Source organism: Rhizobacter sp. P2_H3, from assembly GCF_056403355.1.
The window spans coordinates 1-25,858 of record NZ_JBFUFQ010000077.1; the positions used below are offsets into that span (position 1 = coordinate 1).

Annotated in this window: 22 protein-coding genes and 3 pseudogenes; 13 read left to right on the top strand and 12 right to left on the bottom strand. The window is 66.4% G+C overall.

The genetic code is table 11. The annotated features are described in order from the left end of the window. The 4 genes from AC1D1T_RS15930 to AC1D1T_RS15945 form a co-directional block, all read right to left on the bottom strand. A partial coding sequence (locus tag AC1D1T_RS15930; RefSeq protein ID WP_477992129.1) for a histidine kinase dimerization/phospho-acceptor domain-containing protein occupies window positions 1-860 on the bottom strand: 860 nt, incomplete at its 3' end. Further along, window positions 860-1,519, bottom strand: coding sequence for a response regulator (locus AC1D1T_RS15935; RefSeq protein WP_477992130.1), 660 nt, complete (start codon window positions 1,517-1,519; stop codon window positions 860-862). The genes AC1D1T_RS15935 and AC1D1T_RS15930, both read right to left, overlap by 1 nt. After that, a complete protein-coding gene (locus AC1D1T_RS15940) occupies window positions 1,516-2,106 on the bottom strand; it encodes a phosphatase PAP2 family protein (RefSeq protein ID WP_477992131.1) in 591 nt (196 codons plus the stop codon). The genes AC1D1T_RS15935 and AC1D1T_RS15940 overlap by 4 nt, the downstream gene beginning before the upstream one ends. Before the next feature lie 64 nt (window positions 2,107-2,170). Further along, window positions 2,171-3,820, bottom strand: a complete 1,650-nt coding sequence (locus AC1D1T_RS15945) for a BamA/TamA family outer membrane protein (protein ID WP_477992132.1) — start codon at window positions 3,818-3,820, stop codon at window positions 2,171-2,173. A 132-nt stretch (window positions 3,821-3,952) separates the two neighbouring features. Here AC1D1T_RS15945 and AC1D1T_RS15950 point away from each other — a divergent pair, with 132 nt between their 5' ends. From AC1D1T_RS15950 to AC1D1T_RS15960, 3 genes are all read left to right on the top strand, one after another. Then, on the top strand, window positions 3,953-5,104 hold the full coding sequence (locus tag AC1D1T_RS15950; protein ID WP_477826711.1) for an efflux RND transporter periplasmic adaptor subunit: 1,152 nt from the start codon (window positions 3,953-3,955) through the stop codon (window positions 5,102-5,104). Further along, window positions 5,101-8,193 carry an efflux RND transporter permease subunit gene (locus tag AC1D1T_RS15955; protein WP_477992133.1) on the top strand — a complete coding sequence of 1,031 codons (3,093 nt, stop codon included), beginning with the start codon at window positions 5,101-5,103 and terminating at the stop codon, window positions 8,191-8,193. The genes AC1D1T_RS15950 and AC1D1T_RS15955 overlap by 4 nt, the downstream gene beginning before the upstream one ends. Window positions 8,194-8,278: 85 nt before the next feature. Beyond that, the gene (locus AC1D1T_RS15960) at window positions 8,279-8,893 is read left to right on the top strand and encodes a phosphatase PAP2 family protein (protein WP_477992140.1); all 615 of its coding nucleotides are present in this window, start codon (window positions 8,279-8,281) and stop codon (window positions 8,891-8,893) included. Window positions 8,894-9,015: 122 nt separating this feature from the next. Here the strand turns inward: AC1D1T_RS15960 and AC1D1T_RS15965 are convergent, their stop codons facing one another. Beyond that, window positions 9,016-10,644, bottom strand: a complete 1,629-nt coding sequence (locus tag AC1D1T_RS15965; protein ID WP_477992134.1) for an ArnT family glycosyltransferase — start codon at window positions 10,642-10,644, stop codon at window positions 9,016-9,018. A gap of 215 nt (window positions 10,645-10,859) precedes the next feature. Between AC1D1T_RS15965 and AC1D1T_RS15970 the strand changes: the two genes are divergently transcribed. The 4 genes from AC1D1T_RS15970 to AC1D1T_RS15985 are packed head-to-tail and all read left to right on the top strand — an operon-like array spanning window position 10,860 to window position 13,559. Beyond that, on the top strand, window positions 10,860-11,753 hold the full coding sequence (locus AC1D1T_RS15970; protein ID WP_477992135.1) for a DUF6662 family protein: 894 nt from the start codon (window positions 10,860-10,862) through the stop codon (window positions 11,751-11,753). Between the two features lie 12 nt (window positions 11,754-11,765). After that, entirely contained in the window at window positions 11,766-12,311 is a 546-nt protein-coding gene (locus AC1D1T_RS15975) for an FMN-binding protein (protein WP_477826024.1), read from the top strand. 10 nt (window positions 12,312-12,321) lie between these two features. Next, a complete protein-coding gene (locus tag AC1D1T_RS15980) occupies window positions 12,322-13,128 on the top strand; it encodes an FAD:protein FMN transferase (RefSeq protein WP_477826025.1) in 807 nt (268 codons plus the stop codon). Then, a complete protein-coding gene (locus tag AC1D1T_RS15985; RefSeq protein ID WP_477992136.1) occupies window positions 13,125-13,559 on the top strand; it encodes a hypothetical protein in 435 nt (144 codons plus the stop codon). Before AC1D1T_RS15980 ends, AC1D1T_RS15985 begins: the two co-directional genes overlap by 4 nt. 572 nt (window positions 13,560-14,131) lie before the next feature. On the opposite strand, the gene AC1D1T_RS15990 is transcribed toward AC1D1T_RS15985, so the two are convergent. After that, on the bottom strand, window positions 14,132-15,478 hold the full coding sequence (locus AC1D1T_RS15990) for an ATP-binding protein (protein WP_477826027.1): 1,347 nt from the start codon (window positions 15,476-15,478) through the stop codon (window positions 14,132-14,134). Next, the gene (locus AC1D1T_RS15995) at window positions 15,475-16,140 is read right to left on the bottom strand and encodes a response regulator (RefSeq protein ID WP_477826028.1); all 666 of its coding nucleotides are present in this window, start codon (window positions 16,138-16,140) and stop codon (window positions 15,475-15,477) included. The genes AC1D1T_RS15990 and AC1D1T_RS15995 overlap by 4 nt, the downstream gene beginning before the upstream one ends. Window positions 16,141-16,445: 305 nt before the next feature. Between AC1D1T_RS15995 and AC1D1T_RS16000 the strand changes: the two genes are divergently transcribed. After that, window positions 16,446-18,104, top strand: a complete 1,659-nt coding sequence (locus tag AC1D1T_RS16000; RefSeq protein ID WP_477826029.1) for a CocE/NonD family hydrolase — start codon at window positions 16,446-16,448, stop codon at window positions 18,102-18,104. A gap of 189 nt (window positions 18,105-18,293) precedes the next feature. Beyond that, window positions 18,294-18,383: pseudogene (locus AC1D1T_RS16005) on the top strand (transposase domain-containing protein); the annotation flags it as partial. Here the strand turns inward: AC1D1T_RS16005 and AC1D1T_RS16010 are convergent. From AC1D1T_RS16010 to AC1D1T_RS16020, 3 genes and pseudogenes are all read right to left on the bottom strand, one after another. After that, window positions 18,373-20,364, bottom strand: coding sequence for a LamG-like jellyroll fold domain-containing protein (locus AC1D1T_RS16010; protein WP_477992141.1), 1,992 nt, complete (start codon window positions 20,362-20,364; stop codon window positions 18,373-18,375). The pseudogene AC1D1T_RS16005 and the gene AC1D1T_RS16010 overlap by 11 nt on opposite strands. A gap of 338 nt (window positions 20,365-20,702) precedes the next feature. After that, a pseudogene (locus tag AC1D1T_RS16015) lies at window positions 20,703-20,912 on the bottom strand (IS21 family transposase); the annotation flags it as partial. Window positions 20,913-21,215: 303 nt separating this feature from the next. After that, window positions 21,216-21,413 (bottom strand): annotated as a pseudogene (locus tag AC1D1T_RS16020) (alcohol dehydrogenase catalytic domain-containing protein); the annotation flags it as partial. A gap of 56 nt (window positions 21,414-21,469) precedes the next feature. On the opposite strand from AC1D1T_RS16020, the gene AC1D1T_RS16025 reads away from it, so the two are divergent. Further along, window positions 21,470-21,700: a hypothetical protein gene (locus tag AC1D1T_RS16025; protein WP_477992137.1), complete on the top strand. Its 231-nt coding sequence runs from the start codon at window positions 21,470-21,472 to the stop codon at window positions 21,698-21,700. A gap of 98 nt (window positions 21,701-21,798) precedes the next feature. Here AC1D1T_RS16025 and AC1D1T_RS16030 read toward each other — a convergent pair whose 3' ends face one another. Continuing rightward, entirely contained in the window at window positions 21,799-22,311 is a 513-nt protein-coding gene (locus AC1D1T_RS16030; RefSeq protein WP_477826982.1) for a VOC family protein, read from the bottom strand. Between the two features lie 26 nt (window positions 22,312-22,337). Next, on the bottom strand, window positions 22,338-22,829 hold the full coding sequence (locus AC1D1T_RS16035) for a PadR family transcriptional regulator (protein WP_477826983.1): 492 nt from the start codon (window positions 22,827-22,829) through the stop codon (window positions 22,338-22,340). A 511-nt stretch (window positions 22,830-23,340) separates the two neighbouring features. On the opposite strand from AC1D1T_RS16035, the gene AC1D1T_RS16040 reads away from it, so the two are divergent. The 3 genes from AC1D1T_RS16040 (at window position 23,341) to AC1D1T_RS16050 (ending at window position 25,696) form a co-directional block, all read left to right on the top strand. Continuing rightward, window positions 23,341-23,799, top strand: coding sequence for a hypothetical protein (locus AC1D1T_RS16040; protein ID WP_477992138.1), 459 nt, complete (start codon window positions 23,341-23,343; stop codon window positions 23,797-23,799). A gap of 337 nt (window positions 23,800-24,136) precedes the next feature. Continuing rightward, window positions 24,137-25,189, top strand: coding sequence for a hypothetical protein (locus AC1D1T_RS16045; protein WP_477992139.1), 1,053 nt, complete (start codon window positions 24,137-24,139; stop codon window positions 25,187-25,189). A gap of 276 nt (window positions 25,190-25,465) precedes the next feature. Beyond that, entirely contained in the window at window positions 25,466-25,696 is a 231-nt protein-coding gene (locus AC1D1T_RS16050; RefSeq protein WP_477829750.1) for a DUF6148 family protein, read from the top strand. Window positions 25,697-25,858 lie beyond the last annotated feature (162 nt).

Consider the following 25,858-nt stretch of genomic DNA (forward strand, 5'->3'; position numbering starts at 1 on the left):
TCCGAGCGCGCCACCGCCAGCAGCTGCTGCACCATCCGCTCCGAGCGGATCACGCCCTGCTCCAGCTCGTCCAGCGCATCCTCGCGCGCGGCCGGGCTGTCCGAGCGCCGCAGCAGGTGCACCTGCAAGCGCAGCGCCGTCACCGGTGTCCGCAGCTCGTGGGCCGCATCGGCCAGGAACCGGCGCTGCGCCGAGAATGCTTCCGACAGCCGCCCGAGCAGGTCGTTGATCGACAGCACCAGCGGCTTGATCTCGCGCGGCACGCCGTCGGTGGCGATTGGCAGCATCGAGCGCGCGCTGCGCGCCGCCACGTCGCGCGCCGTGTCGCCGAGCGGCTGCAGCCCGCGCCGCAGGCCGAACACCAACAGCCCGCCGACCACGACGACCAGCACCAGCATCGGCGGGAACACCTTCGCACCCGACTCGGCCGCCATCTGGTGCCGCTGCGAGACGCGCTGCGCCGCCTGCGCGACGCCGTCGGCGGCCACGCTCGAGTAGACGATCCAGGCCTCGCCATCGACATCGAGCCGCGCCAGGCCCTCGGTGCGCGAGAACGGCAGCTTCACGCGCGGGTCCGAGGCGTAGACGCGCTCGCCGTCGGCGGTCCAGGTCAGCGTGACGATCTCGACGTCCTCGGGCGTGTCGTCGCGCTCGGGCAGCGCCAGGGCGTCGTGGCGGCCCGCGTTGTAGGCGGCACGGTGGTAGCGTGCCACCGACTGCGCGACGTTCTTCAGGTCGGCGTCGAACACCTCGTTCATCTCGTCCAGCGTGACCACGTAGGTGACGATGGCGACCAGCAGGCCGCCAAGCGCGAGCGCCCCCATCAGCCAGGCCAGCAGGTAGCGTTCGATCAAGCGCATCAGTCTTGCGTCACCCGGTAGCCGACGCCGCGGATGTTCTTGATCACCGCGGCACCGAGCTTCTTGCGCAGGTTGTGCAGGTGCACCTCGATCGCGTTGCTGATGACCTCTTCCCCCCAACCGTAGACGGCCTCTTCCAGGCGTTCGCGCGACAGCACGACACCGGGCCGACGCATCAGCGCCTCGAGCACCGCGAACTCCAGTGGCGACAGCTCCACCTCCACGCCTGCCTGCATCACCTGGCGGCGCAGTGGGTCCAGCATCAGCGAGCCGACCTTCAGGAAGGGCGTGCCGCTGCCCATATGGCGGCGCACCAGCGCGCGCATGCGCGCCACCAGTTCGTCGAGGTCGAAGGGCTTCAGCAGGTAGTCGTCGGCGCCGGCCTCCAGCCCGTCGATGCGATCGCGCACCGTGTCGCGCGCGGAGGCGATCAGGATCGGAACCGAGTTGTGCGCGTTGCGCAGCGTGTGCAGCACCGCCATGCCGTCCTTTTTCGGCAGGCCCAGGTCGAGGATCGCGGCGTCGTAGACGCGATTGCCCAGCGCCAGTTCGCCGGAGCGTCCGTCAGTAACCCAGTCGACAGCAAAACCCGCATCGACCAGGCCGCGGTGCACCGCCTTGCCGACCATCGCATCGTCTTCGATCAACAGGACTCTCATGCAGTCATCCCACGCAAGCGTGCTCGCAGGTGCCGGGCGCATCGATCATAGGACTCCATCACCCGCGTGGCGAGTGGTGCCAGCGGGCGCCGCAGCCCCCACGCGGCCAGCGCGCCCGCCAGCGCCACCGGCAGCGCGGCCAGGATGTCGTATGGGAAGTTCACGCCGACGTAGACGCGCCCCAGGCCGAGCAGCAAGCCAGCGGCCAGCAGCGGAAAGCACAGCACCGACAGGCGCTGCGTCCACAGCGCGGCCAGCCCCAGCGCCCACACCACCGTGACCTGGTCGCTGGGCAGGCCGGAGTCACCGGCGTGGGCGAGGTAGTGGTGGCCGAGCCGCAGCGCGGAGGGTCGTGGGTGCGGCCACGCATGGCGCACGAGCTCGGCGATCGCCACCGCGCAGATGGTCGCCACGATCAAGTGCAGCATCTCGCGCCGCGTGTCGTGGCTCGTACGCAGCCACAGGATGCCGAGCGCCGGCGGCAGCAGCCAGATGAGCCAGCGCGCGACGAGCAAGGCCAGCAGCAGGCGTGTCGGATGCAGCTCGGCCGGTGCGTTGATCAGCTCGAAGAGGTGGAAGTTGTCCATGAGGGGCGGCCATGCTGCGCTTCCTGGCCTTAGAGGTCACTTAAGCACTCAGAAGCCGGCGGCCTCAGAAGCTGCGCTTGGCTTCGACGATGAACTGCACCTTCTTGATGGATTTGTCGCCGTCCATCGGGAAGGCTGCGTCCACGTGCACCACGGTGCCCAGGCCCGAGCGGCTGTTGCCCAAGCGCAGCCCGACGCCGGCGTCGCGCAGCAGCCCCTGGGCCGAGTCGCCCGGCCGCACGCCGTCCCAGGTTCGGCCCATGTCGTAGAACACTGCGCCGCCGACGTGGAACAGCCGGAACGGGAACCAGTCGGAATAGGCCCGCTGCTCGATGGTGGCCAGCCAGCGGCCGCTGCCGCTCTGGTAGCGCAGCGGGTAACCGCGCAGCCCGGTGTCGCCGCCGAGCGTGATCTGCTGGTCGGGGTCGAGCCGCACGCCGCGGTCGATGCTGACGCCGGCAAACAGCGAGCGCTGCGTCGACTGCCGCAGGTACCAGCGGCCCGACAGCTTGAACAGGCTGCCGCTGAGTCCTTCGCGCTCGACGCGGCCTTCGGCCGTGCCGGCCAGCAGCCACGTCTGCGACGGACTCGGCATCCAGCCTTTCGAGAAGCCGGCATCGAACACGCCGGCCGTGCGGTCGGAGCCCAACCGGCTGGAGGCCGCGCCGAGCCGGCCGCGCACGTTCCAGCCCAGCGCGATGTCCTCGGTCTTGCCGATCTGGTCCTGGTTGTGCGTGGCGATGAACTGGTCCTCGATCCAGCCGAAGCCGATCCACGGATACAGCAGGCGCCGCCCGTCCGGCGCGACACTGGCGCTGCCTTGTGCAGCCAGCGCGGTGTAGCGCTGCTCGTCGAAGGTGAGGCCGGCGGTCCAGCGCAGCACAGCACCGTCGTGCAGGCCGTCGGACCAGCCGGTGTAGGCCGTTGCGTGCCGGGCGGCCACGTCGTACTGGTTGACGACCTGGCCTTGCGAGTACACCGAGTCGATGCGGCGCTCGTTGCTGAGCGACAGTCCGCCGGCGCTCCGTGTGTCGAGCGCATAGAACGGCTTCTCCAGCGCCAGCTTCTGCGCGCGCCCGTCGCTGTTGTCGTCGTACTCGCCCGTCAGCGTCCAGCGGCTGCCGAGCAACTGATTGTCCTGGTAGGTCAGCGCTTTCGACCTGCGGTCGACGCCGGAGTGGATGTCCAGCCCGAGCTGCTTGCCGCGGCCCAGCAGGTTGGTCTCCTGGATGCCGACGCTGCTGCTGTTGCGCCCGCCCTTGCGGCCGAACGACACGCCGGGCTTCAGCGTCCACACGTCCTGCGTGGCCACCACGATGTCGACCACGCCGTCGTGAACTGCMTCGACGCGGATCGCCGCATCGCGCAGGTAGCCGTTGGCGCGCAGCGTGCGCTCCGATTCGCGCAGCAGCCGCGCGCTGTAGCGYTCGCCGGGCTTGAACAGCAGCTGCTGCTCGATGGTCTCGCGCCGSGTCTGGATGTGCAGCCAGTTCGCGAGGCGGAACRCGGCGTTGTCTTCTTCGTCGAGCCGSGTRTCGAAGATGTCGAGGTTGTCGATGCGGATCTCGCCGATGACTGCGCCGGATTGCTCCAGGCTTTCGTCGGAGGGCAGCTCGGCGGCGGCGGGCGCCACGGGGTCGTCGTCGGCACGCACGGCCAACGGGCACAGTGCGCCGCAGGCGATCAGCGCAGCAAGGAGTCTGATGTTCGGCATGCCTGCACTGTGCAAAGGCGAGGGTTAGTCGATCCTTAAGACGCAGCGGCCAGTCCCCCGGGTCGTGGGGGATCGCACGGAATGCGGCATGCGCTAAGTCGCCATTAAGTGCGCAGCCGGCACAGTGAACCCATGAGTCGAACCCATTGGATCGCGACGCTGGCGTCGCTCGCGCTGCTGAGCGGCGCCGCCTTCGCGTTGTGGATGTCCACGCAGGTCGCGTCGAGCGCCGCCACGAAGCCTGTGTCCTCGAAGCCGCCGCTGGTGACGGTGCTGCGCGCCCGCCTGGTCGATGTGCCGGTGCGCCTGGCCGTGCAGGGCCACCTGGTCGCCCTCAACCAGGTCGACGTGCGGCCGCAGGTCAATGGCAGCGTGCGAGCGGTGCACTTCCGCGAGGGCGACGACGTGACCGCCGGCCAGCTGCTGTTCACGCTGGATGCGAGCGATGCCGGCGTGCAGCTCGACCGCGCCAACGCGCAGGTGGCGCAACTCACCGCGCAGCTCGGCGATGCGCAGCGTGAGCTGGCACGCGCCCGGCAGCTCGCGCAGGACAACTTCATTTCGCCGAGCGCGGTCGAGGCCGCCGCCGGCAAGCTGGCCGCGCTCGAAGCGCAGCACCGCGCGGGGCTGGCCGACGTCGCGAGCGCGCGCGTGGCCGTGGAGCGCACCCGCATCACCGCGCCGATCAGCGCGCGCAGCGGTCAGTTGTCGGTGCACCCGGGCAGCCTCGCGCAGACCGCGTCCGCGAGCCCGCTGGTCACGCTGCTGCAGTTCGATCCGATCGGCGTGGCCTTCACGGTGCCCGAGGCCGACCTGCGGCGCATCCTGCAGGCCACGCAATCGCTGAAGGACGTGCGCGCGGTCGCGCCGCAGCTGGACCTCGGCAACGGCACGCACGTGGCCGGCACGCTGGTCTTCGTCAACAACCTGGCCGACACCGCCACCGGCACCGTCGACCTGAAGGCCTCGTTCCCGAATGCGCAGCGCAGCTTGTGGCCCGGCGGCTTCGCGAGGCTGGAGATGGACGCAGGCACCGACCAGGGCGTGGCGCTGCTGCCGCCGCAGGCCGTGCAGAACGGGCCGTCCGGCGCCTTCGTCTACCTGCTCGACGCCGCGGACCGCGTGGCGCTGAGGCCGGTGTCGCTGTTGCGCGTGCAGGACGATCGCGCGGTGGTGCGCGGGCTGGCCGACGGCGACCGCATCGTCGTCGAAGGCGCCCGCAACCTGCGCGAAGGCGTGCAGGCGCAGGTGGGCACCGTGTCGGCACCGGGGTTGCCGTCATGAACGTCGCGGCCTTCTGCCTGCAGCGCCCGATCGCGACGATGCTGTTCTGGATCGCCGTCGTGGTGGCCGGCGCGGCGAGCTGGCTGCAGCTGCCGATCTCGGCGCTGCCGCGGCACGACACGCCGACCATCCAGGTCAGCGCCAACCTGCCCGGTTCGAGCCCCGAGAACATCGCGAGCTCGGTGGCCACGCCGCTCGAGAAGCAGTTCTCCGCGATCCCCGGCCTGCTCGCCAGCAGCTCGACCAGCATCCAGGGCGAGACCAAGATAACGCTCGAGTTCGATCCGTCGCGCGACATCGACGCGGCTGCCGCCGACGTGCAGGCCGCGCTGTTCCGCGCCGCGCGCTCGCTGCCGCCCGAGCTGCCGACGCCGCCGTCGTACGTCAAGGTCAACCCGGCCGATGCGCCCGTGATCCTGGTCGCGCTCAGCTCGAGCGCGATGCCGCTGAGCACGCTGAACGCCTTCAGCGACAACCTGGTCGTGCCGACGCTGGCCTCGATCAAGGGCGTCGCGCAGGTGCAGGTGAGCGGCCAGAAGCGCTACGCGGTGCGCGTCGAGGTCGACCCTCAGCGCCTGGCGGCCGTCGACCTGACGCTGGCCGAGCTCGCGAATGCCTTGCGCGCGGCCAACTCCAATGCGCCGATCGGCCAGCTCGACAGCCCGCGCCAGATGATGACGCTGCAGATCGACGGCGGCCTGATGAACGCGGCCGATTTCGCGCGCGTGGTGATCGCCAACCGCCAGGGCAGGGCGCTGCGTTTGTCGGACGTGGCCGAGGTGCTGGACAGCATCGAGAACGTGCAGAACACCAGCGAGGTCAACGGCCGCGCATCGATCCTGCTGAACGTGCGGCGCCAGCCCGACGCCAACACGGTGGAGACCGTCGACGCGATCCGCGCCGCGTTGCCGCGCCTGCAGTCGCGCCTGCCGACCAGCGTCACGCTGCAGGCCTTGAGCGACCGCTCCACCTCCATCCGCCAGGCGCTGCACGACGTCAACGTCACGCTGGTCGTCACCATCGCGCTGGTGGTGCTGGTGATGCTGGCGTTCCTGCGCCGGCTCGGCGCGGTGGCGATCCCGGCCATCACGATCCCGGTCTCGCTGTTCGCCACCTTCGGCGCGATGCTGGCGCTGGGCCTGAGCCTGGACAACATCTCGCTGATGGGGCTGACCATCGCCGTCGGGCTGGTGGTCGACGATGCCATCGTGGTGCTGGAGAGCATCAGCCGCCACATCGACGACGGCATGGCGCCGGCGCAGGCGGCGCTGCGCGGCGCCACCGAGGTCGGCTTCACGGTGATGTCGATCTCGGTCTCGCTGGTGGCGGTGTTCATTCCGATCTTCTTCATGCCGGGCACGGTGGGGCGGCTGTTCCACGAGTTCGCGGTGGTGCTGAGCGTGTCGGTGCTGGTGTCGGTCGCGGTCGCGCTGACGCTGATCCCGATGCTGGTGCCGCGGCTGGTCGGGCCGCATGCACCGCCCCCACCGCACACGCCCACCGCGCCGGGCCGCGCGGCCCGCCTGTTCGACCGCGGGTTCGACGCGATGCTCGCTGCCTACCTGCGCAGCCTGGCCTGGGCGCTGCGTCACCGGGCCCTGGTGCTGGCCGGCGGCGTGTTGACGATCGGGCTGACGGTGTGGCTCTACCAGAGTGCCGCGAAAGGCTTCTTCCCGCAGGAGGACATCGGCCAGCTCTCGGCCAACATCGACACCGCCGAGGACATGTCGTACGAAGGTCGGCTGGCCGTGCTGCGGCGCATCCAGGCGACGGTGATGGCCGACCCGGCGGTGGCCACGGTGGCCGCCAAGGTCGACCACGACACCACGGCGCTGGTGATCGAGCTGAAGGACAAGACCGAGCGCGGGCCGATGGCCGGGGTGATCCGGCGCCTGCGCGCCGACACCGCGTACCTGCCCGGCGTGCAGGTGCTGTTCAGCCCGGTGCAGAACCTGCGCGTCGGCGGGCGCAGCGCGAAGAGCACCTACCAGTACACGCTGCAGGCGGTCGGGCCGGCCGACCTCGGCCGCTGGGCCGAGTACCTGGCCGCCGAGATGGGCCGCTCCGCCGTGCTGGTCGGCGTGGCCAGCGACGACCAGAAGAACGGCATGCTCGCGCGGCTCGGTGTCGACCGCGACAAGGCCGCGCTGCTCGGCGTTGACATGGCGTCGCTGCGCAACACGCTGAACGCTGCGTACGGCAGCCGCCAGGTGTCGACCGTCTATGCCGCCGAGGACAGCTACCCGGTGATCATGGAGATCGCCGACCGGCAGCGCCGCACCGAGGCCGACATCCTGTCGCTGCAGGTGCGCGGTGCCGGGGCGACACTGATCCCGCTGGCTGCGTTTGCGCGCGTCGACCGCGCGAACGGCGCGCTGTCGGTCAGCCACCAGATGCAGTTGCCGGCGGTGACGCTGTCGTTCGACATGGCGCCCGGCCGCTCGCTGTCGGAGGCGCGCGCGGCCATCGACGCCGCGCGCACGCAGATCGGCATGCCCGACACCGTGGTCGGCAATTTCGCCGGGCAGGCGGCGCTGTTCGAGCAGTCGCAGGGCTCGCAGCTGTGGCTGATCCTGATCGCGGTGGCCACCATCTACGTGGTGCTCGGCATGCTGTACGAAAGCTGGATCCACCCGCTGACGATCCTGCTCGGCCTGCCGTCGGCGGGGCTGGGGGCGCTGCTGGCGATCCGCCTGTGCGGGCTGGAGCTGAGCTTCATCGCGATGATCGGCATCCTGCTGCTGATCGGCATCGTCAAGAAGAACGCGATCATGATGATCGACTTCGCGATCGAGGCGCGCCGCAGCGAGGGACTGGGCGCGCACGACGCGATCGTGCGGGCCTGCGAGCTGCGCTTCCGCCCGATCATGATGACGACGCTGTGCTCGCTGATGGGCGCGCTGCCGCTCGCGCTGGGCTGGGGCGCCGGCGGCGAGCTGCGCCAGCCGCTGGGCGTTTCGATCGTCGGCGGGCTGCTGTTCTCGCAGGTCGTGACGCTGCTCGTCACGCCAGTGCTCTACCTTGTGTTCGACCGCTGGGCGGCGCCGCATCCGCAGGCGCTGCCTTCTGCCGCGCTTCCTTCCACCTGATGTCTCGCTCGTGATGGTCTCGCATTCACTCTTCCTCCCAATGCGCGCTGCCCCGTGGCGGCGGCGCGTGTCCGTCCCGTTGCTGGTGCTGGCGGTTGCTGCGCTGCTCTTTGCGGCCGTCGCGCACTCGGCGCTGCACACGCACTCGTTCGTGAACGTCGACCTGTGGCTGGGCCTTGCTCTGCAGGCCGACCCGTCACCGTGGGTGCATGCGCCGATGGCCTTCGTGAGTGCCGTGCATGGAACGCTAGGGTTGACGCTGTTGTCGTCGGTCGTGGTGTTGGTGCTGTGGTCGCTGAATGATCGGCCTTGGGCCATCGTGTTCGCGACGACGATGCTGGGCGAGGCGTTGGTCAACAGCGGGCTGAAGCAGATTTTCATGCGGCCGCGGCCGGCCTTCAGTGCGTATGCGGCCGAGCTGCACAGCTACAGTTTCCCGAGCGGGCACAGCATGGCGGCCGCGGTCTTCTACGGCCTGCTCGCGCTGTGGTGGTGCGATCGGTTGCCTCGTTGGCAGGCGAGGGTAGGTGTGTGGGCGGTGGCGGCTGCGATGACAGGTTGGGTCGGCTTCAGCCGCATCTACCTGGGCGCGCATTTCGCAAGCGATGTAGTGGCCGGCTTTGCCGCGGGCGCCGCATGGTTCGCGCTGATGCTCGTCTTGTTCAATCGGGCCGATTCAGCACGCGGCTCCGTCCGCTGAGCCTGAACGCGCGCCGCTCTTTCTAGCCGCAGGAAATTAGTTCAAGTTCCCTCCGGAACCCGGGGATGCCGACTCCAACCGGAGCGTCCGCGTGTGGGGCCGCTTCGAATTCTTGAATCTGCTCAGCGGATTGTCCGGCCAGGCGCGTGCAACGGCGGAGCACGGTGTGGCCCTCGGTAGATGTCGCTGTCGGCCGCAGCATTCGCGCAAGGCGGCTGGCCACCATTTTCCGGTGGGGGCGGATGCAGGTGCAGCAAAGTGAACCCACCGACCGAGTTTCGCTCCGCGACACAGTTGAATCGAGCAAGGCTGTCAGTGTCCTCTTGCCGGAGCACGACGAATCCGCCACTCGCGGCGACGCGCTGCAGGGCCTCTGCGGCGCTGCTCGCGAACTCCGCACGGCCGCCGCTGTAGAACGATGCCGAGTGCATGCGTTCCGTGACGAACACCAACGGTTCGGTGCCTTGATGTCGATGGGCTGCCCAAACGCCAACGACAGCCTTGGCGGAGTTGTTGCTGAAGGTGCCGGCGCGTTCGGCCTCAATAGCGGTCACCAGCGTGCTGCTTATCGAAAACACGAGGCCTGCGACGATCCAGGCATTCATGCGTTCGGCTCCGACGCGGCCGCGCAACCATTGGCTGGCCCACAGGGCCATCGCCGGTAAGGCAGGCAGGGCATACGGCAGGATGATGTTGCGCGCGGCTGTGAAGAACACCAAAGGGGCGAGCGACCAGCAGGCCAGGTAGAGACGCCACGAACGCCGGTCGGTTTCCTCGTTGAACGGGTCAGCCGTGGCCCTCCGGCGGTCGAGGGCGACCGCAAGCAGCACCAGCGGCCACGGGAGCGTCGCCACCAGTGCGAAGACCCAGATCGTGCCCGGAGCGAAGGCGTGGGCGAAACCGTAACGGTCGCCCGACCACCCTGGGGTGACGAAGCGGTGCCAATGTTCCCCTACGATGAAATAGTCAATGAAGCCCGGCGTCTTCAGTTCGGCAGCGATGTACCACCAACCAGCTGCCGCCACAGACATGGCCAGTCCGATGAGCCACGGCACCTCTTTCCACAAACGGCCCAGCTGTCGCGTTTGCGTTGCCCATGCCACCGTTGGCAGGCCGACCAACAGGAGTACGAGCGGGCCCTTAGCCAGCAGCCCTATGGTCAGACCAGTGAACAGGAGTACGCATCCGGTGCGGCGTCGCGGGCCATGCAAGGCTTGCCAAAGGCCGCCCATCGCCAGCGTCGTCCCCAACGTGAGCGCCTCGTCGGTCATCACGGCACCCGCCGCGAGCAGCGACAGGGCAGCACCGGCGAGTAGGCCGATGCAAGCTAGCGGCGGAGTGTCGCGGCGAGAGTTTGCAAGGCGCCAGCAGAGCCCAGCCACGAGGACCATGCACAGGAAGTGCGGCAGACGTGCTGCGAATTCGTTGACCCCGAAGCACTTCATGCTCAATGCGGTCAGCCAGAACGACAACGGCGGTTTGGCCCAGAACGGAACACCATAGTCGTGCCAAGGCGTGATCCAGTCGTTGAGTTCGAGCATCTTGCGGCCGACCTCTGCATAGCGCGCCTCGGTCGTGTCCATCAATGGCAGTCCCGCCATGCCGACAAGGCGCAACAGGACCAAGGCACCGATCAGCAGCAGCAAGGCATGGGTAACCCGCTCGCCGGCACTGCGGTCGAACTCCGAAGCACGCGCAAGGAAGGTATCCGTTACCGGAGTCGGCAGCTCGGGGCTCAGCGGGATATTCATCAAACCGATGTTGGTTCGACGCCGCTTAGCCAAGTCTTAGCGATGGCTTAGGCGAGCCTTAGGAAACTCGTATTGCACTGAGGGAGTCATCCAAGAAGACAACAGGAAGCACGCTAGTGCGCGGGGAGGCAGYGTGGCCGGCCGGATGCTGGTTCCTCGGTAGAATATGACTGCAAGTCATTCGCATTTGCCTTTGCTCACCCCTGGAAATTCCCATGTCCCTGCTTCGCCTCTCCCTGCTCGGTGCCGTTGCGCTCGCGCTGTCCGTGTCCGCGCACGCCGATGAAAACCTGTTCGGCTACGTACGCGGTGCCGAAACCTTGCCCAAGGGCTCGGCCGAGTTCTACCAGTGGGTCACGCAGCGCTCGAACAAGGGTGCAGGCACCTATCGCGCGATCGACACCAAGTCGGAGATCGAGTACGGCGTCACCGACCGCTTCCAGGTGTCGGCGGAGCTCAACGGCCTGGGCATCGACACCTCGGGCCTGGTGATCAACGGCTACCTGCCGCGTGACGAGAAGTACGGCCTGCGCCTGCAGGGCATCGAACTGGGGGTCAAGTACAACTTCCTGAGCCCGGCCAAGGACGACTTCGGCCTGTCGATGACGAGTAGCCTGGAGTACGGCTTCCTCGACGTGCACTCGGGTCAGAAGAAGCGCGAGATCGAGTTCGAGACCCAGCTGCAGGCGCAGAAGTACTTCATGGAAGGCCAGCTCGTCTGGGTCGGCAACGTCGGCCTGCGCRCTGCCTACGAGAAACGCAAGGCGATCGCCGACCTGCCGGACGGCTACGAGTGGCCGACCGACCCGGAGATGGAGATCAACTTCAAGTACGGCACCGGCCTGTCGTACCGCTTCGCGCCGGGCTGGTTCATCGGCGCCGAGGCGGTGCACGAGACCGAGTACGAGACCGAGGTGGGCCTCGAACGCTGGTCACTGTTTGCCGGGCCTTCGCTGCACTGGGCCGGCCAGCAATGGTGGGCGACCCTCACCGCCTTCAAGCAGTTGCGCGGCGGCGGCGAGCGCTACGACGGCCAGTCCGATGCGCACCTGCACCTGATCGAGAAGACCAAGAACGAAGTGCGCATCAAGGTCGGCTACAACTTCTGAGGTCCAGGCAGCATGAAGGCTCGTGACTGGTCGGTTTTTCTGTTGCCGGGCGTGGCGCTGGTGTCGCCGGCTTTTGCGGTCGACTACCTCAGCGCCGCGCAGGCGCAGACCCTGCTGTTCCCCGCGGCGAAGGATTTCGTCGAGCAGCCGTTGAAGTTCAACGACGAGCAGCGGGAACGCATCAAGTCGGCCTCCGGCCTGCGCCAGCGATGGGATGAGCAGAAGGTCTGGCGTGTCGAACGCGACGGCGCGCTGCAGGGCTGGATGCTCGTCGACGAGGTCATCGGCAAACACGAGTTCATCACCTATGCCACTGCGATCTCGCCGGATGGACACGTGCTGGGCGTGGAGATCATGAGCTACCGCGAGACGCACGGCGGCCAGGTGCGCGATGCCGCCTGGCGGAAGTCGCTGGTGGGCAAGACCCTGGCGGATCCCTTCAAGCTCGACCAGGACGTGCCCAACATCAGCGGCGCGACGCTGTCGTGCCGCAACGTGATGGACGGCGTGAAGCGGCTGCTGGCCATCCACAAGCTGTTCCTGGCCGCCCATGCCTGAAGTGCGCCGCATGCGCCCCTTGCTCGGCACCTATGTCGAGGTGGCGGCGCATGCCGACTCGCTGGCCGACGCCGAGCGCGGCCTGCGGCTCGCCTTCGAGGCGATCGACGAGGTGCAGGGGCACATGAGCTTCCACGCGCCGGCCAGCGACCTGACTCGCCTGAACCGTGCGCCGGGGCGCGACGTGGCGCTGCATCCGCTCACGCTGCGTGTGCTGCGCCTGGCGCGTGCCGCGATGCGGGCCAGCGGCGGCGCCTTCGACTGCACCGTCGGCGGCTTGATGGTGCGCCGCGGCGAACTGCCGGACCACGGAGGGCCGGCCCCGCTGCCGCGCGGGACGGATGCCGACATCGTGCTCGGCGCCGGCCGGGCGCGGCTGCGGCGGCCGGTGCGGCTGACGCTGGACGGCATTGCCAAGGGCTTCGCGGTCGACCATGCGATCCGACGCATGCGGGGATGCGGCGTGGCCAGCGGCTGGGTCAATGCCGGCGGGGACCTGCGCGTGTTCGGTGACCTCGCGTTGCCGGTGCACCGGCGCGAACTCGACGGCACGCTGCAGCCGTTGGGTGTATTGCGCGACGCGGCAATCGCCAGCACGCGCGTCAGCGCACCTGGGGCGGAGGATGCGTCCTTCCCCGCCCGCATCGTCGCGCCGCCAGCACAGCTGGCGGAAGCGGGCGTGTGGACGGTTCTCGCGCGCACGGCCTGGCGTGCGGATGCCCTCACCAAGGTGGCGGCCACCGCGACCGCCGGCGAGCGCCACGAGCGAGTGCGGCGGCTCGGCGGCAGCTTGATCGAGCCAGGGTCGGGCGCATGAAAGGCTACCCGCGCTGGTTCGTACCAGCCCTCATCGGGGCGATGCTGCTGATGCTGGTCAGCGGCGCGCTGCTGGCGCCGACCACCTTGGTCCTGCGCGGCGAACTGGCCCTGCCTTGGCGCTTGGCGGCGGGTGCGCGCATCGGCTGGGCGGCCGCGCATGCGGCAGGCGGTTTTGCGCTGCTGATGCTAGTGGGAGCGCTGTGGAGCGTTCACATGCGATCGGGCTGGCGGCGCCGACGCCAACGCGCCAGCGGGCTGGTGCTGGGCGTGCTGCTGCTGGCGCTGGCGGCGAGCGCGGTGATCATCTATTACGCCGGCGACGAGGCCGTTGGCGCAGCGGCGGCCTTCCTGCACCTGGGCCTCGGCGTGCTGCTGGTACTGCCGTTCGGATGGCACTGGCTGCGTGGCCGGCGTCGCGGAGCGGCTTGAGGAGCGTCGGTACCGGCAGGTCGATTTGCAGTGCGCCGCTGGCCCCCAAGGGACCGCGCCGAGGATCCTCTCGTACGCGGGGGAGGGGGCCGGACATGGTGGCTCTTGAAGGGGTGATCTCGTTTCCCGGGCTGAGCGCTTCTCGAGAAACCTGAGGGTAAGCCCTTGTGCGCCCAAGAGGCCGTCGACAGTTGACCTACTCCCCCGTCGCCGGCCAAAGTGGCCGGCAATCTGGGAGCGGTGCGGTGCCCTCTGCTTTTCGCCTTCCAGAGGCCAGGGCTGAGCTGTTCGACTACATTGCCCTCTTCGACAACCGGAGGCGCCGCCATTCCACGCTGGGCTACCGCTCGCCGAATCGCCTGAACGCGAGGTACAGGACGAAGGTGATCAGCAACGTGAACTGAAGGGGCCACGACTGCGAACCGGCGCTGGCCCGTCCGGCTCAAGCGGATGCCTGAACATGGCGAGTACGAGGCCGAGCGCGAACGCGCGCGAAGCGCCAATCCGGTGGAGCGCGGCGGATTGTCGGCAACACCTCGCTGAGGAAGCCGTGGCACCCGACTCCGAGCTCGTCACCGCGGCGCAGAGCTTGCGCTGCACGGTTTGAAGCGCACGGACAGGCACACCCCAGCGCCGTCGAGTCCATCGCTCATGTCGATGTCGGCGTCATGCCGTTGCGCAATGCGTTTCACCAACGACAGGCCGATGCCGCTGCCCGATTGGCCTGTGCCGGCCACGCGATAGAAGCGTTCGAAGATCTTGGCGCGTTCGGGCCCTGGAACCCCAGGCCCGTCGTCGGCAACTGACAGTACCGCGCGAGCGACTCCCTCGACGTCGACGATCCCGCAGCAGACCACGACGCGGCCGCCGGCCGCCGTGAATCGAAGTGCATTGTCGACAAGATTGCGAAGCAGGATCCCGATTTCATCGATGTCGCCTTGTATCAGGCACGGCGCGAGCTCGGCGCTCAGGTGGTGGTCCTTCTGCCGCGCGACGCCCTCGAAGTCCTGCACGACGATCTCGACCAGCTTGGACAGCTCGAGCAAGGTGTGCTGCTCGCCGCTGGCAGCGGCATCGAGTCGCGCAAGCTCGAGCAGCTGTGCCGCCAGCCGCGAGCAGCGGTTCACGCCGGCGGTCAATTGCCGCAGCGCGTCGTCTTTCTCGTCCGGGCGGCTCGCATGCAATGCCACGTGCGCCTGCGCCGACAGCGCCGCGAACGGTGTGCGAAGTTCATGCGCTGCGTCGGAAATGAAGCGGCGCTCGCCTTCCACCGCGCGCTTCAGTCGGTCGAGCAGGTGATTAAAGGAGGCGACCAGCGGCCGGATCTCGTCAGGCAGGCCCCGCATGGGGAGCGCCGACAGGTCTAGCGCGGGCCGCTGGTGGAGCGCGACGCGAACCGCGGTCACCGGACGGAACGACCGACGCGTTACCCACCAGACCGCGGTGCCGACGAGCAGCAGCAGGCCGGCGACATTCGCGACGCCGAACCAGACCGCCTTCCAGATGTCGGCGATCCACGGTTCCAATGACCGCCCGACCTGCACTTGCAGCCTGCCATCGGCATCGGAAGCGGCGTAGACGCGCACGTACTGATGGCCGATCCATACGTTGGAGAAGCCGTCGGAGAAGCTTGCCTTCATCGGCGAGGCTGGCGCATCGGGTGTTCGCGCGACGATGCGACGATCGGCCAACAGCTGAATGGTCATCGGGTACTGTGCCGAGGAAGGCAACGAATGGGCAACGCCGATCCTGTCCGGCACGTAGAACAGGATCAGATCCGCCGAAGCCTGCAGTGCGGCGTCGGTCTGGTTGGCGTTGGCCCGCAGCTTGAACCAGGCGATGCACAGCAGCCACCCGGAGGACAGCGCCAGCACGACGGCCAGAATCGCCACAATCAGACGAACGCGCAGCGAGCTCATGGTTGCGGCGCTCCGATTCGATAGCCGAATCCATGCACGGTCTCGATCAAGTCCTCGCCGAGCTTGCGTCGGAGTTGATGAACGTAGACGGCAATGGTGTTGCTCGCGACGCAATCCGTATGGCTATAGACGAGTCTTTCGAGCTGGTCGCGAGAGACCACGCGCCGCTGCCGTTCCATCAGCGCGAGCAAGGTCAGGTACTCGTGGGAGCTCAGTCCGACCGCCTTCCGTGCCCTCGTGACCTGGCGTCTCGCAGGGTCCACGACGATGTCGCCGATCGACAAGGTCTTCGACACCAGCCCCTGGCTGCGGCGCATCAAGGCTCGCAGTCGGGCGTACAGCTCGTCGAGTTCGAACGGCTTGACGAGATAGTCGTCGGCGCCGGCATCCAGGCCCCGAACGCGATCGCTGAGCTGGTCGCGTGCGGTCAGGATCAGCACGGGGGTCGCGTCGTAGCGGGCACGCAGCGCCGACAGCACCGTGAGGCCCGACGCGTCCGGAAGCCGCAGGTCCAGAAGGACGGCGGCGTAGTGGTGGTCGAGCAGCGCCAGACGCGCAGCCGCGGCGTCGTTGGCGCAGTCGACGCTCCATTGGTTCTGCTTCAGGCCCGAGGAGACGGCCTGCGCCAGCATGTCGTCGTCCTCGACCAGCAGGATATTCATGGTTCTACTTCTTGACTTGACGTGACGCCTTCAGCATGAAGGGGCGTCATTAAAAACTTCTTAATGTCCGTTGCGCAACATGGAGTCGTCGACGCAGGCCAGCTCACGGACTCGGTCTGCTCGCATTCTCAACGTACAACGGAGATGGTTGCATGGTCCAGCGTTCAGGTCGTAGGCATCGGCAAAGGGCAGCGTGCGGGGTCGTCCTGATCGCTCTGGCAGCTTGTGGAGGCGATCCGTCGGATCCACCGTCGGACGGGCCGATACACCAATGGGGCTACATCACGCTGCCCAATGGCAACAAGATGCGCTACTCGGTGTCGCTGCCCCACTCGACCGGGACCTATCCGGTGCTAATCGAGTACGACGGCTACGCATCGGGCAGCGCCCCGAATCTCGGACGGCGCTGGCTGGACCAAGGTTATGCGGTGATGGGCCTGAACGTCCCCGGCACCGGTTGTTCGAGCGGCGACGACCGCGTGTTCGACGCGACGGTCGGTGCCGCAGGCGCCTACGCCGTCGAATGGGCGGCCCGGCAGAACTGGTCGAATGGCCGCGTGGGAATGGTCGGCGACTCGTATGCCGGCTACAACCAGCTCTGGGTCGCTTCACAGCGCCCGGAGCACCTGCTGGCCATCGCGCCCGGCAAGGACGTGACCGATCCGTACCGCGATGTCGAGTACCCGGGCGGCATCCAGAACATCGGCTTTCCGGCGGCGTGGATCGGCAGGTTCCCAGCCTATTGGCAGGCCGCGGCGGCGGTGGCAAAAGACGATGGCGACATCGCGTGCGAGCAGACCGCAGCCGCCAACATCGCGAAGCTGCGACGACCCGATCTCGACTGGCTCAGGTGGCTAGACACCGATCCGCACTACGACGCGCTGTACGCCCAGAGGAGTGCGATGTTCGCCACCGGCTACATCGACATCCCGACGCTCGGCACCCAGGCCTGGCAGGACGAGCAGGTTGGCACGCGCATGGGCTACTACGAGGACACCCTCTCGCCCGACAACATGTGGCTGATAAGCTCGAACGGGACGCACGAGACCAGCTACATCTCCGACTACGTGTTCGAGGTCCAGAAGCGCTTCTACGCGCACTTCGTCAAAGGCGAAGACAACGGGTTCGAACAGGAGCCGCACCTTCATCTGTTGCAGGAGCTGCAAACGCCGAAAGATCCGAAAGCGACGCTGGCGGCGGTTCCGACCGCGGTCACGCGGCTCGACCGCCTGCCGGTCAAGGTCACGCCGATGCGGCTGTGGATGCGGGCTGACGGAGGCCTCGGCGCGGACGAACCGGCGAGCGCACAAGCGGCGTCCAGCAGCTACCGCTATCCCGTGGACAGTCCCTCGGTCAACAACCCCGTCGCCGAGGGCTGGGCGGACGTGAGTGCCCCTGATGGCCAGCTGACATTCACCACCGCAGCGCTGCCTCAGGATCTGAGCTACTACGGGGAGGGTTCTGTCGATCTGTGGCTGAGTACGACCGACAGCGACACGGACGTTCAAGTCACGTTGTCGGAAGTGCGACCCGACGGCATGGAGATGTTCGTGCAGCGGGGATGGCTTCGCGCTTCGAAGCGGCAACTGGATGAGTCGAGGTCTTCCACTCTTCGGCCGTGGGGCGACTTCACCGAAGCAAGCGTGAAGACGCTGGTTCCGAACGAGCCCACCTTGCTTCGCGTCGAGCTCCAAAAGTTCGCGCACGTCTTTCGCGCGGGGTCGAGCTTGCGCGTGACGATCGATACGCCGTCGCAGACCGGGTACTGGGTGTTCGGAAACCGCAAGACTCCGTCGACCAATACGGTCTGGCACGACAAGATGCGTCTTTCCAGCATTGTTATCGGCTACTTGCCCTACGCGCATGCATCGGAGCGTCCGAGCTGCGAGACGACGCTGCGCCAGCCCTGCCGCAAGAACGCAGTCGCGGTGCCGACAGGTGTGGGTCCACGGGAACCCAGCTGACGATGATGACGACGTGGCACGACGCTCGGGCCCGCACTAGCAATCGGTGGACAGGTCTGCGACGCGCAGCGGACTTTCACGTGCGCTGCGTTCTCGGCTAGGGCCAGCCAGTCGCAAGCGCACAGCGAAGTCATGTTGACCCGATCCACGCGACGCAGGAGCCTTGCGCCCGCCTATGAAGCCACTGAACAGGATGGTCGGTCAGCGGCGGCCCCCATGAGCCTGATTCAGTCGGCCAAGCTGAATGGACACGACCCGTACGCCTTCCTCATGGCCGTGCGCGAGCCGTCAGCCACTGTGATGGCGGCAATGGCTTGGCCACAATGCGAACCTCGCCCATGCCACCCAGGAATCCGCCCCCGGGGCCATTGCCCTGGTAATAGCCCGCCCCCACCACCCACGGCAACCCTTGCGAGGCCAAGCCGACGGTGTCGATGGTGTTGCGCAGGACGGGTGCGCCCTCCACATACAGGGTCGTCTCCTTGGCGACCGGGTCGTTGACGACGGCAACATGCAGCCAGCTGTCCAGCAGGATCTCGCCGGACCAGTTGGCACGCGCCGAATCCGGTGCCGGCAGCTGAGGAATGACCTCGAACTGCACCTCTTTCAGGTTGGAGATGGCAAATTGCACGGGCGGCGAGGCATCCCATCCTTGGAACCCCGGGAAATTGCGGTTCCACCCGCCGCGCGTCATGATGTTCATCCAGGCATTGCGGGTGGTCCAGGACTTGTCGAGCTTGATGAATGCCTCGATGGTGTAGCCAGTCGTTTCGAAGGTGGCGCTGTTCAGGGCCGCCGCGGCATCGGTCATGAAGTAGCTCAGGCGCGAACCCTCCGTGTTGCTGAAGTGCACGCTCCCGGTGGCCGACGACAGCCGGTGGTGGTCGTGGCTCCACTGGAGATCCGACAATTGCGCCGCATTGCCGGCAGGCTCGGTCAGCGCCGCCCGCGTCAGGKGGGCGSCACGGCCCGAGGCATCGGCGATGACCTGGCGGTCGGCAAGCGCCGCGCCGTCGGTGCCACCGAAGAAGCGCCAGTGGGCCACCGTCTCGGCCACGTGCGGATAGTCCTCGACGTTCGCAGGCGCAACGGCCGGCGCCTCGACAATGCCCTTGAAGCCATCGAGCATCATCGACGTGGCCACGGTTGCGAGCGATGTGGCGCTGGGCGCGGCGACCTTGAAATCCGGCGCGAAGCCCGCAAAGCGGCGGGCAAAGTCCATCTTGATCACGAACTCGTTGTTGCCGTCGCGCAGCATCACCTGGTCGAAGGCATTCAGGGTGGCGGAGGGCTTGTTCCGGACCCAGGGCGAGAAAGACAGGGCCTTGATCTCGTTGTGGGTCAGGTCGAATTCATAGAAGCGCAACAGCCCATTGCCGCCCTGATAGGCCATCTGATAGTCGACCACCATTTCTTCGACGGCGTTTCCGAAGTCGTTGATCTTGGTCTTGCGGGCCGAGCCGTGAAAGTGGCCGTTGACGGTCATGAAGATCTGGTCGTTGCGCTTGATCAGTTGCTCCCAGAGCATGAGCCCGTAGCCGACCTCGAGCGGGGAAACGCCGTCCGCGTCGATCCGGATCAGTTCGTGGTTGACCAGGATGGCCGGCAAGGTGGGATTCGCCTTCAACACGCCGTTGGCCCACGCGATGCCGTTGTCGGAGGCGCGCCATGACATCGACAACACCAGAAAGCGCTGCCCCTCGGCGGCGAAGACGTGGTACTCGTGGAAACCACTGGGGTCACGTGCGCCGAACGTGCTTTGCTTCTTCGCACGCTCGGTGCCGAACCATTGGAGATACGGCTCATCGGCCAGTACGCGTTGGGCATCGGTGCCTGCGGATTGGTCGCCTTCGTAGCCGATGTCACTCAGCACGTCGTGATTGCCAGCCAGGATCGAATACGGCAGCTTCTTGTCCTCCAGCACCTTCATGGCCCGATCCGCGACCTGCCATTGCTGCGGCTTCTGGACTTGATCGACGACATCGCCCACGTGGATGACAAATGGGATCTTCAGCGCGGCTGCGTTGTCAACGATCCACTGCGTCTGCGCCAGGTAGGGCGTGCTGCCGTAGCGCTTGTCGAACTGGTTGCCGGTCTCCTCGGTGGCATAACGCGAGTAGAACTGGGTGTCGGGCAGCACGACGAGCCCGAAGCTGGAAACCTGCCGGGACGCAGGCGGCACGGTGTCCGTCGAGTCGGAACCGCCCCCGCATGCGGCAAGGAGCGAACCGGCGCTGAGGGCGGGAAGAGCCAGTCCCATCTTGATCAACTTGCGTCGATCCGGGTCCAGTGGGCGCTGCGCGGTGTGGGGTCGAGTGGAAGAATCTGGCAAGCTTTGCTCCGTCGGGAGGGAAAGCCGCAAGCCTATGTGGGCGCCATGTCGCCGCTGTGAACATGCCCCTGAAACGCGGGCACCGCAGCCTCGCGATGACAGATCAGTCCGTGACCCTGCTTCGCAGCTGCCGCAGTGCGGGTGTCTTCTTGAATTGATGCGCGGCCATGCGTCTCATCAAGCCACTCAGCGCATCGATGCCCTCGGCCAGGAGCGGACCCTTGTTGAGCATGACGCACTCCGCGCGTGCCGCCATGGCTRCGTCGGGCATGGTCGGCCTCCTCGGTGCTGACAGCGCGCAGGCGGTCATAGCGCTCGGTGTTGGCCAGCGGTGGCGTCAATACCTGCAGCGCTGTGGCGGCACTCGCCGGCGCCGGCCCCGCGTTCAACCGGCCCAGTACGTTCAGGACGTGCTCGACGCTCACTCGCCCGCGTCGCGTGCCCTCCAGCGCCACCAGCACCGCGGACAGGTCGCTTCGCATGAGCGAAACGACACGAACAGTCGGCGGCGCGCCGCTCCACTTCGCCAGTTGCACGACCAGGTGCCCCACGCCGCCCGCCGCGCCATTGACGAGCAGCCTCTTGCCACGCAGCGGCACCGGGCGATGGCGTTCCGCTTGCAGCGGGTTGGCGTGATCGTGTCCCAGCTCGATCAGGAACTGCCATGCGGTGAGCCCGGCCATCGGTGCCGCCGCGGCGTGCGCGTGATCGATGCCGGCAGGCTTGTGCGCCAGGTCTGACGCCGGCGCCGCGACGACCTCGGCATACGCGGCCCCCTCGCCTTTGAGGCCAGGGAATCGGACCATGCCGAACACTTCATCGCCCACGGCGAAGCGATCCACATCGCCCGCGACGGCCTGGACGACGCCCGACACGTCCGTCCCGGGAATGACAGGGAAGGGCACCGGCGGCCTCCACTCGGGCGGCAGGTTCTTGTAGCCCTCGCGCAGGTACCAGTCGGGCGGGTTGATGCCCACCGCATGACGCGAACCAGCACCTCGCCCGGTTTCAGCTCGGGCACCGGGGCGTCCTCATGGCGGAGCACCTGCGGACCGCCGAACTCGTGCAGCCGGATCGCCTTCATCGTCATTGCCATCTCCTTCACCGCGAAATTGCGTTGAAGAGGAGTGTGGATATTCGCCGCCCTTTTGATAATCCATGCGCAACTCACTTGACAAGTGCCATGGCGGAGCAAATCAGCCTGGAGCGCCTGACCGGTATCGTCGCGTTTGCGCGCGCGGCATCGTACGGCGCGAGCTGGTGATGGCAGTCTGCGCGATTTGGACAGCGTGGCGGTGCGCGAATCCTCCGTGGCGTGCGCGCCGGCATGTGCGCGGGAACGCCAGGATGGCGTGACGGCGCTCAGGTCGGCAAGGACTTCAGCACGCTGCGATTGAGTGCGCCATCGATGTCGTGCTCCCATTGCTCGCGCGGCAACTCGAACAGCAGCTCCACGGCGATGCCGTTCGGATCGGTCAGGTGGATGCTGTGCGTGGCCCCGCGCTCGATCACGCGATGCAGAGCGACGCCGCGCTCAGTGAGAAAGCGGATTCGCGCGCGCCACGAGGCTTCGCTCGGGTACTCGATCGCGACGTGATCGAGCGCCTGCGGCCGCGCCGCGTCGGCGGGTTCCAGGCCCGACTCCTGGTACAGCGCAATGTCGTGGTGATGCAGCTTGCCGTCCTTCAGGCCACTGTAGAAGCGCATGGGCGGTCCGCCGTCGGCGCGCTCACGGCGCGAGGTCGCGACGTGACGGAAGCCGAGCAACTCGGTCCAGAAACGGTGCGATTCCTCGATATCGCGCACGTTGAGCAGGAGATGATTGACGCCGCTTGGCGCCTGCAGCGATTCGGTCGTCGGGGATGTGTCGTTCATGGGTTGTCCAACGCGTTGAGAAACTGTCACGATTTGTCGACCGCCAGCGCGGCGGCGTCGATCGCGGCGGCGATCTGTTCGATCTGAGCGTCGCCGGGGCCGTGGGCGAGGCGGCTCTTCAGGGCGTGCCGCAGGTTCTCAAGGGCCGACGCGAGGCGGGCCGATGCAGCACCTGTTCTCGCTGTCTGGAGCGGCCTGATGCGGGTGAGCAGGGCGTCCAGGGTGGGTCGGTAGACGTCAAGGTGCACGCGTCCTTCGGCGGTGATGGTGTGGAGCTTCTTTGTCCCCTCGCTCGCCGCGACACTGACGTGGCCCAGTTCCTCCAGCCAAGTCAGCGTCGGATAGATTACGCCGGGGCTAGGGCTGTAGGCCCCGCCGGTGAGATCTTCGATCGCCTTGATGATCTCGTAGCCATGCCTCGCGCGCTCGCCGATGAGGTGCAGCGCGAGCAGACGGAGGTCGCCGTGCGCGAACAGCCGACGGTGTGAGCCGCTTTCTCCGCGATCTTGGCTGCGCACGTGCTCGTGATCGTGGCCGTGCTCATGACCGCAACGGCCGCGGTGAGGACTGTCAGAGTGCGCGTGGCGGGAGTGATGGCGGGACATGAGGCCTCAAATAAGATATATCGGTTTAACGATATATCGGAAATAACTTGGCGGCAAGGCGATCCCTTGTGCCGGCATGGCTATCGCAGCGAGGGAGTGCTTCAGGGCCCGCATGACACCCCGTTCTTCACCACCGCCGGCGGGGTGAGCTCGTCAAGCTTGTCGCGAATGCTGACTGAACATAACTTTCGAACAGATGCTGGCGGTGGAGGGGCGCCAGATGAGCACTTCAGCCCGACCTGTGCTCTGGAATCGGCGTGAAATTGAAGCGCAAGCTGAGCACGAGAGGAACTGCAGGCGTATTCAGAAGCAAGGCCGATAGCCAGATCGCCCCGGGCCACTCCTCTCGAAAGACGAAATAGAAGCTCGAGAACATGAGTGGCCCGACCACGGATGCGAGGCTCATGGCTGAGGCCAGTACGCCTTGAAACTCGCCTTGTCGGCTCTCGTCGACAAGGCGACTGGCAAGCGAACGCCGCGCAAGGCGCGTGAGATCTGGCGGTACGGCACCGATGGTGTTGCGCGCAAGGTCTTCAGCGGATCGTTCGTGGTGACCGCTTCGACGGCCAGCGTCTACGGTTCGGGCTTCACGGCGACGCGCGGTGCAACCGTGCCGGTGACCACYAGCCCTGTGACGCTCACGGTCCAGGGCGGGGCGGGGGTCTTCACCTACGCCTGGGCGACATTGTCGGGGTCGGCCGCGACCGCGATGTCACCCAACTTGCCGACGACGCAGTTCCGGCGCAATGCTGCTGCCCCGACGACCGTGGGTCGGGCCAATACGCTGAGTGGGGTGCAGCGGTGCACGGTGACGGAAATCAATACGGSCGAGGTGAAGACGATCGACGTGACGGTGGTCACCGAGCACTGGTACGACTTTTGAAGCCTGCGCTACCGGTAGCGACCTTTTCTTCCACCGAACAGGATGTGGTGGCACGGCCATCGGAGATTCGGAGGACCGAATTCAGCATGGCGCCGATGCCAGTAGGCGTTCACAGGTGCTAGTGTCCGGAGCCCTTGTTGTGCTGTGTCGGGCACTACTTGGCAGCCGTTGATCTTCGCCTGCAGGAGCATTGAAATTGACGTCTTCAATCGATGGGAGAAGTTTCGCGGATGGTCAGCGAAACGCAGAGGCCAAATCCTCCATAGATTCTGAGCGCGGCGGTGAACGCCCACCGGTCGACTCGCGGCTTACGCCGGCATCGAATTCACTGCAGTCGATGGCAGATGTGAGCCCGTTGATTCAACGCCAACGAAGTGTGATCCAGCGACTGTTTGGTGACAAAGTCGCACAGYGGGAATGGGATGGCGATGAGTCTTCCAAGATCCGCAACTGGACGCCAGTACGCGCGCCTGGTCTGAACTGGCGGTGGATCAACGCCGACCGGATGATGTATTTCGAGTTGGAAAACAGGGATCCGGCGCGAGATACCCCTTTGCTCCAGCGCTTACGAGAATTCGAAGGCCAAAGGAACAGTTACCAGCAGTGGCTGGAGATGTGGCCAAAATTAACTCAAGAAATGAGTGAAACAGCGGTGCGTGGAATAAAATCCGGTGATGGAGCTGGCGATCCGGATGCTTTTAGAGGTTACGTTGCCGAAGGCCTGAGGAAGTACGATCTGCTGAAAAGCGGGGTGCGCTCACTGCCGCAAATAGAGAAGGAGGCACGCGCCAAGGCATTTTCGGAGAAATATAGATCAAACTATACTGGTCGAGTGCCTACACCTGATGATGGAAGTCGCGTTCTGAAGAGTGTCGCAATTGGATCGCCTTACGATTTGAAGGGTGGTGCCAATGCGAACGAAGGGCAATATGTAACCCGAGTTGACAGACAAGAAGGAACTCTAGTTGCGGATCAAAGCTATGCGTGGAGGAAAGGCGACGAGGGAGCGGGGGAGCCGTTTAACACCTCCGAAGTTCTCTATCAGCAGTGGCGCACGGTCGGAGAGGGAGCGAAGCCTGCTGCGAGCGGCGCGGCGTCTCCTGATCAGGAAGCAACGCTGAAATTATTCTCAAGTGCCCATGTAGCCGGTACTGGTATACCGGTCGTGAAAGCTGTGAAAGCCTGGGCACTAAAAGAGGGGCGAGATATGAGAAAGACGTTAGAGCTAACGCCTAGAGACGCAGGTTTTTTCGCGTTGCTTGCGGCCGCAAACTCGCAAGCTGGCGTATTCCTGATACTTGATCATGGAAAAGATCTGGGAATCGATGATATTGCCGAATTGCATCTCACCCCTGGGGAAAGTATAAGCGTGGTATTCGAGCCTGGCTGAGGAATGGTGAGCGGGAAAATATAGGGGGGCTTCTTGGTCCGATACGCTATCTTGGCGCGAGGGGTATTTATAAATGGGTTGGGTGTAATCATGTGCGGATTGTGGATTTAAAGGACTCCGCTCGCACCGAGCCGCATTTCGTTGTCGATTCTTCCCGAAACGCCATTAGTCCGCAGATCGGCAGCGCGTTCCGAATGTTCATAGTCCATTTGCGGCGCGGAACGTTGTCGCATTCCTCCCCTAAAAATGTGACAGCCGATTGCAGAGCATGGCTGCATGAGCATTCATGCAACCACCATGCTGGCCGCATACCTGCAGGCCGAAACCGATGTCCTCCTCGGCAAGGAAGCGCGCCTCGGCGACCGCGTCTTCCGCAGTGAAGATCTGTCCGAGATCCGCGCTGGCCGCAGGGAGTGGGAAGATCGCGTCCGCGCCGAAGGCGCTCGCGCGTCTGGTGCGCCGACCATTGGCGGCTTGCGCTTCTCGGTCGCGCGCCTCGATCGATGACCGCCCGCCTCAATCCCGTCGACCGCCGTCTGGCGTGGTTCGACCCACAGCGTGGCTTGAGCCGCCTGCGCAGCCGCACGCTGTTGGCCCACTCCGAGGCCGCGCGTCCGAGTCCTCAGCGCAAGTTCCGGCGTGATGGCGGCTCGCCCAATCAGCTAGCGC